Raw genomic sequence first — 7,623 nt, forward strand, 5'->3', positions numbered from 1 at the left:
TGAATTTATCAAAAAGAGCATTCTCCTCTCAAACCGTGCACCTAAAGCTCCCTCTGCTCCTCATGATTGACTATCCCTTCCCATTTCCTTTAGCAGATGCTCCTGAGCCTTGGTAAATACGCTGCTGTTGCTCGGGAGTTAACCACGCGGCTCTAGGTAATCGAGTTTCGGGCGCGACAAATTGACGTCGCACTGGATCGTATTCGAGGATTTCTCCGGATTCGATATAATACACCCAACCGTGTAGCTGAATCTGACCAGAGTGCAATCGGGAATGAATCACTGGATAAGTACGTAAATTTTCAAGTTGAGTCAGAATATTTTCTTCCACGGTTGCTTGCAGCAGTTTTTCGCCTTCGTAGTCTTGATAATTTTCCTTAATCATTCGCCGAGTTGCTTCAGCGTGTTTGAGCCACTCATAAACCGCAGGCATTTCTTCTTCTAACTTATCTAGCTTGAGCAATCCTTTCATCGCTCCACAGTGCGAGTGACCGCACACGATGACTTGTTTAATACCCAAAGCATGAATTGCATACTCAACAGCAGCACATTCCCCTCCATTAGTCGCACCGTAAGGCGGAATGATATTACCCGCATTGCGAATAATAAACATTTCCCCAGGCTCGGCTTGCGTGATTAAATTTGGGTCAATCCGTGAGTCAGAGCAAGTAATAAATAAAATTCGTGGATGCTGACCTTGCGACAGCAACTCAAACATCTCGCGGTGGGTACTCAAATAATTGGTTTGAAACGAATGAATACCCTGAATCAGCTTTTTCATACCTATTCCCCTAGCGGTGCAAAGCGCCGCACCTTCTTACTTAACTTAAGTTTATGAAATAATCGCCCCTGATAGGCTAATCAAAGATTTTTTCTCAAAATCACTTTGATTAAAACGTGAAATCATACCCGCAAATATTGCAATTTTCTGACACTGAAGTCGATCGCGAATCGAGAAAACGCTGAAGATCTTGACTAATTCCCAAAATAAATCACTCAAATAAGTATATGTTCCCCTAAAATAAGGAGCGAGTAAGCGTAAAGAATTATTATTTATGCGAGTAGTAGCCCTAGTGCCTGGCGGCATCGGCGACCAAATCCTATTTTTTCCCACTCTTGATGACCTAAAACAAAATTATCCTAATGCTCGAATTGATGTCGTGGTAGAACCACGCGCTAAAGAAGCATACCGCATCTGCAAGGCTGTCAATGATGTTTTAGTATTTGACTACCAAGACCGAAACAGCGCAGCGGATTGGGTCAATTTAGTAGGTATTCTACGCGATCGCGAATATGACGTCGTCATCTCCGTGGGGCAACGCTGGTTTGTCGGTTTATTGCTGTGGTTAACCGGAATTCCTATCCGTATCGGCTACAAAGGAGCAGGTAATATATTCCTGACAAATGCTGTCCCGCTCAAATCACAGCAGTACGCAGCAGCAATGTACCACGATTTGCTGCAAGGGTTAGGAATCAATTCTCCCTGTCCAGAGTTGACAGTTAATGTGCCAGCCGCAGATATTGACTGGGCAGAAAACGAAAAAAAACGATTGGAAATTCAAAGCAGTGGCTATGTTTTACTGGCAGATAGTTTTGAGCAATCTATGCCAAATAACAGCTACCCGATTGAAAAATGGCAGCAAATCATTGCAGACTTTCGCCAGAAACAGCCTGATTTACCTTTAGTCGCTCTTCAACCACCAGACGATCCGCGGTGGACACAACTAGCACAAGCAAATTCTGAGCTTAAACTGACATCGCCACCTGATGTAGGTAAGTTAGCCGCAATCATTGCGGGTGCAGATTTGTTACTGTGTACCGAGGGTGTACCGCTACAGCTGGCTGTTGCAGTCCAAACGTATGCGATCGCGCTATTCGGAGCGACCGATCCGGCAAAATTCTTGCCAAAAAGCGATCGCTATATCCCCATCAAATCTCCTAGCGGAAAAATTGCGGATATTTCGCCCCAAACTGTTTTAGAGCGCATCTGGCGAGGCTAATATCATGTCTAATAAAAGACCCGTGAAGGCAGCTAGCTTCAAAAGCAGGGGAGAGTAGAGAATTCCAACGAATTGACCGGACTTGATATAAGTTAGAATTCAAACATTTCAAAGAATGTATCCTCTAAGTCGTAGCCAAACATTTGTCCCATCGACTTGAGGCGCGAGCGACTGGGGATACCTTGCTGTTGCAGCCAATCGTGCAAAATAAAGATTTTGTGCATCAAGAAAATCTCCAAGGCTTCAGGATTATACTGGATGCCTTGTTTGGCACTAAATTGATGCGGTACGAGCATCGCCGTATAGCGGGCAAGTTCCCCTGTCCAATCGAGTAAAAATGGCAACCAAGGATACTGAGCATCTAGACGAATAAACCACAGCCGAATCTCTGGAATTTCTGAAAGTTCGCGCGGGTCGTCAGGCTCGCGCGGATAATTAATCTCAAAGCGCAGCTGTTGTTCGTGGGTAGCAATTGTTCCTGCTTGCAACAAAGTTTCGATCGTCGTTTGCGCCGGAGATAAATCCAAGGTATTGATTTGCTCAAAATTAAGTGCGATCGCCAATGTCATGGAATAACCACAATCTCAAAGTAAGTTCATTGTCGCATTAAGCACAGTTGAGAATTAACGTCTCAGTTCCCAAAGTTTCTGTACGCATTCATCGGCTTTAATTTAGGTGTCACCCCTTTATCTACCAACTTACTGTACAAAGCTGTACGCGGTAAGACGCGGAGAACTTCCTCGACTGTTGTTAAACCATTTGTCACTTTCTCAACAGCCGCGGTGCGGAACGAAGCAAAATGAATTTCGCGCAAGTAACGATGTAATTGCGTGAGGGTACCTTCATAAATAATTTCCCGCACCGTATCATCGACATCTAATAGCTCAACAACGGCTTCGCGTCCCAAGTAACCTGAATTGAAACATATTCCACAACCTTTACCTTTACGCCATTGCCCTGCATGCGCGTGTTGCGAGTCAATTCCGAGTACGCGTAAATCCGCTTCTGTTGGAGTATAAGGTTCGCTACAGTGCGGACACACTCGGCGGACAAGTCGCTGTGCCACAATTCCCAACAACGCATCGCTGAGTAATCCAGGATCGGGACCAATATCGCGCAATCGCGGAATCGCACCTACAGCATCGTTTGTGTGCAGTGTCGTAAATACCAAGTGTCCTGTGAGCGCGGCACGTACTGCGGTTTCTGCGGTCTCGCGATCGCGGATTTCTCCCACCATGATGATATCAGGGTCTTGACGTAAAATGGCGCGTAAACCCGCTGCAAATGTCATTCCTGCGGCTTCGTTAACTTGTGTTTGCGTAATGCGTGGCAAGATGTACTCGACAGGATCTTCGACGGTAACGACGTTGACATTTTCAGTAGCTACCGCTTGCAAACTTGTATAAAGAGTACTTGTTTTACCCGAACCCGTGGGACCTGTAAGGATAATCATCCCTTGCGGTTGTTGCAGCCAAGATTTATACACCTGTAAGGTTTGTTGCGAAAATCCCAAATTTTCGAGTTGTGAAAATGGATTTTCACGCGGTAGTAAGCGAATCACCGCCTTTTCGCCATTGACGCAAGGAAGCGTACTGACACGCATATCCATGCCCATTTCCGCGTTTTCATCAATCGTGTATTTTTCTTCAATACGTCCATCTTGCGGGCGGCGACTTTCAGAAATGTCCATTTTAGACATCACCTTGATCGCCACAATGACGCGACGGCTTAATTCTTGGGGTAGCATTGTGATATCACGCAGCACTCCGTCAATGCGATAGCGCACGCGCAAACCTTCGGTGGTAGGTTCGAGGTGGATGTCACTCGCTCGATTGCGCAATGCTCCAGAAAGCAAAGTTTTGATGCGTTCAATTTGATCCGCCGAGCGCGATAAATAGATTTGCGTTGTTTCTGTAATGTTTTCGGCTTCTTGCTCGCCTGTGAGTGGATTGACAAACGGTGTCGCCGTGATGCGGTTCGTATTAAGATTTTGGGTGTGAAACCAGGTACGGTAACTATTGTCTGATATCGGAATGATTTGGATATTGCTGCCAGTCCGTTCGGCTAAAAAAGCGATCGCCTGCGAATCAATCTCAACGGGACTACCTAAATAGTAACAACCGCGCCACAATAACAATGGAATTACGGGAGGAACACTGCTTTTGTCAGGAAAGTGACGCAAAAATCGAGAATTCACATCGCGATCGAGTAGTTCGGTATTCACGCTTCCGCGATCGTCTACAAGCAGCTTAAGTGCTTCAGCACAGCTAATTTCTTGATTTTTGAGTCTTTGCCAAGCTGAGGGAGTTGCCGATTGCATAATTAATTTAGAGTTAATAAGTTTGAACTATTCGTTTGAAATAACTTCTTGGCGAAGTTGTTCGATTACGGATTCGCACGTCTTCTTTACTTATACCTTGTCACTACTCAAGCAGCTACTTGCAAATTAGTCAACTGCATTTCATTAATATTAAGTAGATTTAGCTATCTGATTTTTTTAATAGTTTTTTATATTTATATTTTAATTATAAAAGTCAGGATTTTTTATCTATGTGAGAACAGATACTAGCAATGCTCACTTTCCAGAGCTTAACTATACGTAAGAGCATTGAATTCAAAAATATTTGGCTTAATTAAGTTTTTACCTTACACTCAATAGTTGAATTTTCTGCAAATAACTCAGTTCGTCAATAAACAACTTTGCCTCAGTTCAATCACTTGAAAATCATTAAATTTCTGATAGCAGCGTGTAAAAAGTAAGTTTTCTGAAGCGAGCGTTTGCCTAAATAAGTACCTTTAGTATCAACTGAACTTGCAGCAGGTTAGACGAGTCAGGCTAAGGCTTGTAGACATTTATGGCAAATATAAGTTAAAGTTGTAATGAGTTTGTTTACCAAGTAACATTAACTGCTTATTAGGTCGATAGCAGATGGCATCTACTGCCAAAGGTTATAGGTAGCAACTCGCGGGTAAATAGCAGTTTATATGGAATGCTCATTTCTCCAATGCAATTACCCATTTCGGTAAAATAATCAACAAGGGGTAGATTTGCTACCCGATCGCAAAAGAAGTTTCAGCCATGCAAAAAGAAGCGGCAGCTACCAAACCAATTCGCTCATTTGAAGATGCTGTTGCCCAGTGTCAAGCACTGGGTATGCGCTTGAGTCGCCAGCGTCGCTTCATCTTGGAGCTACTTTGGCAAGCGCAAGAACATCTATCAGCAAGAGAAATTTACGATCGCCTCAATCAACAAGGAAAAGCGATCGGACATACATCAGTGTATCAAAACTTAGAAGCACTTTCGAGTCAAGGCATCATTGAGTGCATTGAACGCTCCGATGGACGCCTTTACGGAAATATCAGCGATTCGCACAGCCACGTGAATTGCTTAGATACAAACCAGATCTTAGACGTAGAAGTAGAACTTCCAGAAGACTTGCTAGCAGAAGTCGAGCGCAGAACTGGAGTCAAAATTACTGACTATAGTATTAACTTTTACGGATATCGGCAGACACAAGTGTAAGATGTGCGCGTACGCTGAATGTGGAGACCATATCAAACACAATGAGCGATCGCACCATCAAGCTACTCTTAGTCGATCCTGACCCGATTTTCCGGATAGGATTTTCGCGACTTATCGCTGAGTCATACCCTGATATCCAAATCGTTGCAGAAGCTGAAACCAGCTCTGTGGCACGAAAAATCTTAGCAGACTTTGCCAGAGAGAACGCAACGGCATTCTCTAGTGGTTTACCTTCTGATGCAGCGGTTAACTTAGTTGTTCTAGAGCTACAGCTAGGACTAGAGCTTTGCCAACAGCTAAAATCCCATTATCCTGACTTGCCGATATTGATTCTCAGTTCGGTACAAGAACCTGCCTTACTAGCCTCAGCAAAGGCGATAGGAGTTGAAGGCTACTGTCCTAAAGGAACTGCGATTGTTGAAGTCGTCGCAGCTATCCGCCAGGTCGTCTCCAAGAGAACTTATTGGATAGAAGCCGAAGTTCTGCAAAATCCTTTAGCTGCGCCGAGTATCCTTGCTTTAGTCCGAAATCATCTTCGGTGGACGGGATTGCAGCAGATTGATACGACATTAGCAGCAGTCACAGCACGATTACAAGTTCCTGATTTGTCATTACTCGATCGCGCCTTTTTAGCAGGACAACGTCGAGAACTCCTCGCCTCGCGTTGGCTAGTCACGCACTTATTACCTCTACCAAAAGCGAGTTACAAAACGGTTGCGAATCATTCCGCGATCGCAGGAACAAAAAATACAAAAGAAGGAGACCTCGCACAGTCATCCGTGACAGATACTAGCGAAGGTGTCTCCGCATTATTGCCACAGCCAAGCACGGCGGCGGTATCAATTGTGCATTTAGAAAATGGTAACTTGAGCCACCGAAAGGAAGCACGCGAGATTCTTGAGTTCACTGCAGCTAAACTCGATCAAAGCTTACAAAACTTGACCGCGATCGCGCTCGAAACTGATATTTTTCGGGAGGGAAAGAAGCGCGAGTTACTCAAGACCATTTTACAAAAAGTTGTAGAAGTTTTAGAAGATTTACGTTTCGCGCAAGTTCAGCCAGAGCAGTTAATTGAAATGCAGCGTCTAATTCTCCGCGATTTGTGGCAAGGCGCAACCGCAGACTTTTTTGGTAGATATGCCATGCTTCAAGTAGGCGATCGCCAGTTAGAAATTGTAAATCTACTCTTACAAGATGTCGAAATTGTTCAAGTTGAAATTCTTAATAAAATTCCCTTAGTCAGTGACTTATTTTCGTATTTATTATTTCAAACACCGCTAATTATTGATAATTTCCCCTACAAAGCTGATACACCAGAAGCCAAAGCCCGCGCTGAATTAATTTTACACAATCTCTTAATTCATGTGGCAAATGCTGTAGCACAACCTTTGTTAAATAGGCTCGCTGATGTAGAAATTATAAAGCAAAACTTTTATGATAGTCGATTAATTTCTACGCGAGAAATTGAGAAATTTAGAAATAATTTATCCTGGAAATATCGCTGGAATAAATATTATATTGAACCCAAAGCAATTTTTGAAAGTCGCTACGATTTATTAATTTTCACTGGTAGAGGTATTGCTCAAACTTCGATTTATGCTCCGCGCGGACAAGAATTACAACAACTTTCTGGTATTCCGCAAGTAGTCACGTTAGCGCTCGAACTCCGCGATGCGATCGCCCCTCGGTTCCGCGCCGTCATTGCGTTTTTAGGAAGTGGCGTTGTGTATGTTTTGACACAAGTTATTGGGCGTGCGATCGGTTTAATTGGTCGCGGTATTCTGCAAGGAATCGGTGGTTCAGTATCAGAAGGAAGAAAGAAGAAATTTTAGAATAGCAGAGGTCAGGGTATTGAGAGCAGAGAAGCAGAGAAGAAATACTACATATAAACTTCTCTTTCACTACCACTAGTCAATAGCAACTAACTACTGGCTCCTTTTTCGATATTCCATAAGAGGAGTTTCCAAGACAATAGAATTAAGCTTCCATGATGTCTAATACCAATATCCTTAAAAAAGAGCTACAAATAATCTCTCCCCTACTCCTCTGCTCCTCTGCTCCTCTGCTCCCTTCTATACGTATCTTCAGCAAGAATTTGAA

General features: G+C 43.6%; 6 protein-coding genes. 3 read left to right on the top strand and 3 right to left on the bottom strand.

The genetic code is table 11. The features are described from left to right. Window positions 1-70 precede the first annotated feature (70 nt). Window positions 71-781 carry a carbonic anhydrase gene (locus B1A85_RS21640; RefSeq protein WP_104548793.1) on the bottom strand — a complete coding sequence of 237 codons (711 nt, stop codon included), beginning with the start codon at window positions 779-781 and terminating at the stop codon, window positions 71-73. A gap of 274 nt (window positions 782-1,055) precedes the next feature. Here B1A85_RS21640 and B1A85_RS21645 point away from each other — a divergent pair, with 274 nt between their 5' ends. Further along, the gene (locus tag B1A85_RS21645; protein ID WP_104548794.1) at window positions 1,056-2,000 is read left to right on the top strand and encodes a glycosyltransferase family 9 protein; all 945 of its coding nucleotides are present in this window, start codon (window positions 1,056-1,058) and stop codon (window positions 1,998-2,000) included. 92 nt (window positions 2,001-2,092) lie between these two features. Here B1A85_RS21645 and B1A85_RS21650 read toward each other — a convergent pair whose 3' ends face one another. Together B1A85_RS21650 and B1A85_RS21655 are read right to left on the bottom strand one after the other, a co-directional pair. Next, a complete protein-coding gene (locus B1A85_RS21650) occupies window positions 2,093-2,569 on the bottom strand; it encodes a CRR6 family NdhI maturation factor (protein WP_104548795.1) in 477 nt (158 codons plus the stop codon). A 62-nt stretch (window positions 2,570-2,631) separates the two neighbouring features. Then, a complete protein-coding gene (locus tag B1A85_RS21655; RefSeq protein ID WP_104548796.1) occupies window positions 2,632-4,320 on the bottom strand; it encodes a GspE/PulE family protein in 1,689 nt (562 codons plus the stop codon). Between the two features lie 759 nt (window positions 4,321-5,079). Here B1A85_RS21655 and B1A85_RS21660 point away from each other — a divergent pair. Both B1A85_RS21660 and B1A85_RS21665 read left to right on the top strand, forming a co-directional pair. After that, window positions 5,080-5,523, top strand: coding sequence for a Fur family transcriptional regulator (locus B1A85_RS21660; RefSeq protein ID WP_104548797.1), 444 nt, complete (start codon window positions 5,080-5,082; stop codon window positions 5,521-5,523). A 41-nt stretch (window positions 5,524-5,564) separates the two neighbouring features. Continuing rightward, on the top strand, window positions 5,565-7,355 hold the full coding sequence (locus tag B1A85_RS21665) for a DUF3685 domain-containing protein (protein ID WP_104548798.1): 1,791 nt from the start codon (window positions 5,565-5,567) through the stop codon (window positions 7,353-7,355). The last annotated feature ends 268 nt before the right edge of the window (window positions 7,356-7,623 follow it).

Origin of the sequence: Chroococcidiopsis sp. TS-821 (assembly GCF_002939305.1) — a bacterium.
GTDB lineage: Bacteria > Cyanobacteriota > Cyanobacteriia > Cyanobacteriales > Chroococcidiopsidaceae > Chroogloeocystis.

Excerpts from the sequence above, each read along its gene's own strand:
- B1A85_RS21640 (WP_104548793.1), bottom strand. The coding sequence starts at position 781 with ATGAAAAAGCTGATTCAGGGTATTCATTCGTTTCAAACCAATTATTTG.
- B1A85_RS21645 (WP_104548794.1), top strand. The coding sequence starts at position 1,056 with ATGCGAGTAGTAGCCCTAGTGCCTGGCGGCATCGGCGACCAAATCCTA.
- B1A85_RS21650 (WP_104548795.1), bottom strand. The coding sequence starts at position 2,569 with ATGACATTGGCGATCGCACTTAATTTTGAGCAAATCAATACCTTGGAT.
- B1A85_RS21655 (WP_104548796.1), bottom strand. The coding sequence starts at position 4,320 with ATGCAATCGGCAACTCCCTCAGCTTGGCAAAGACTCAAAAATCAAGAA.
- B1A85_RS21660 (WP_104548797.1), top strand. The coding sequence starts at position 5,080 with ATGCAAAAAGAAGCGGCAGCTACCAAACCAATTCGCTCATTTGAAGAT.
- B1A85_RS21665 (WP_104548798.1), top strand. The coding sequence starts at position 5,565 with ATGAGCGATCGCACCATCAAGCTACTCTTAGTCGATCCTGACCCGATT.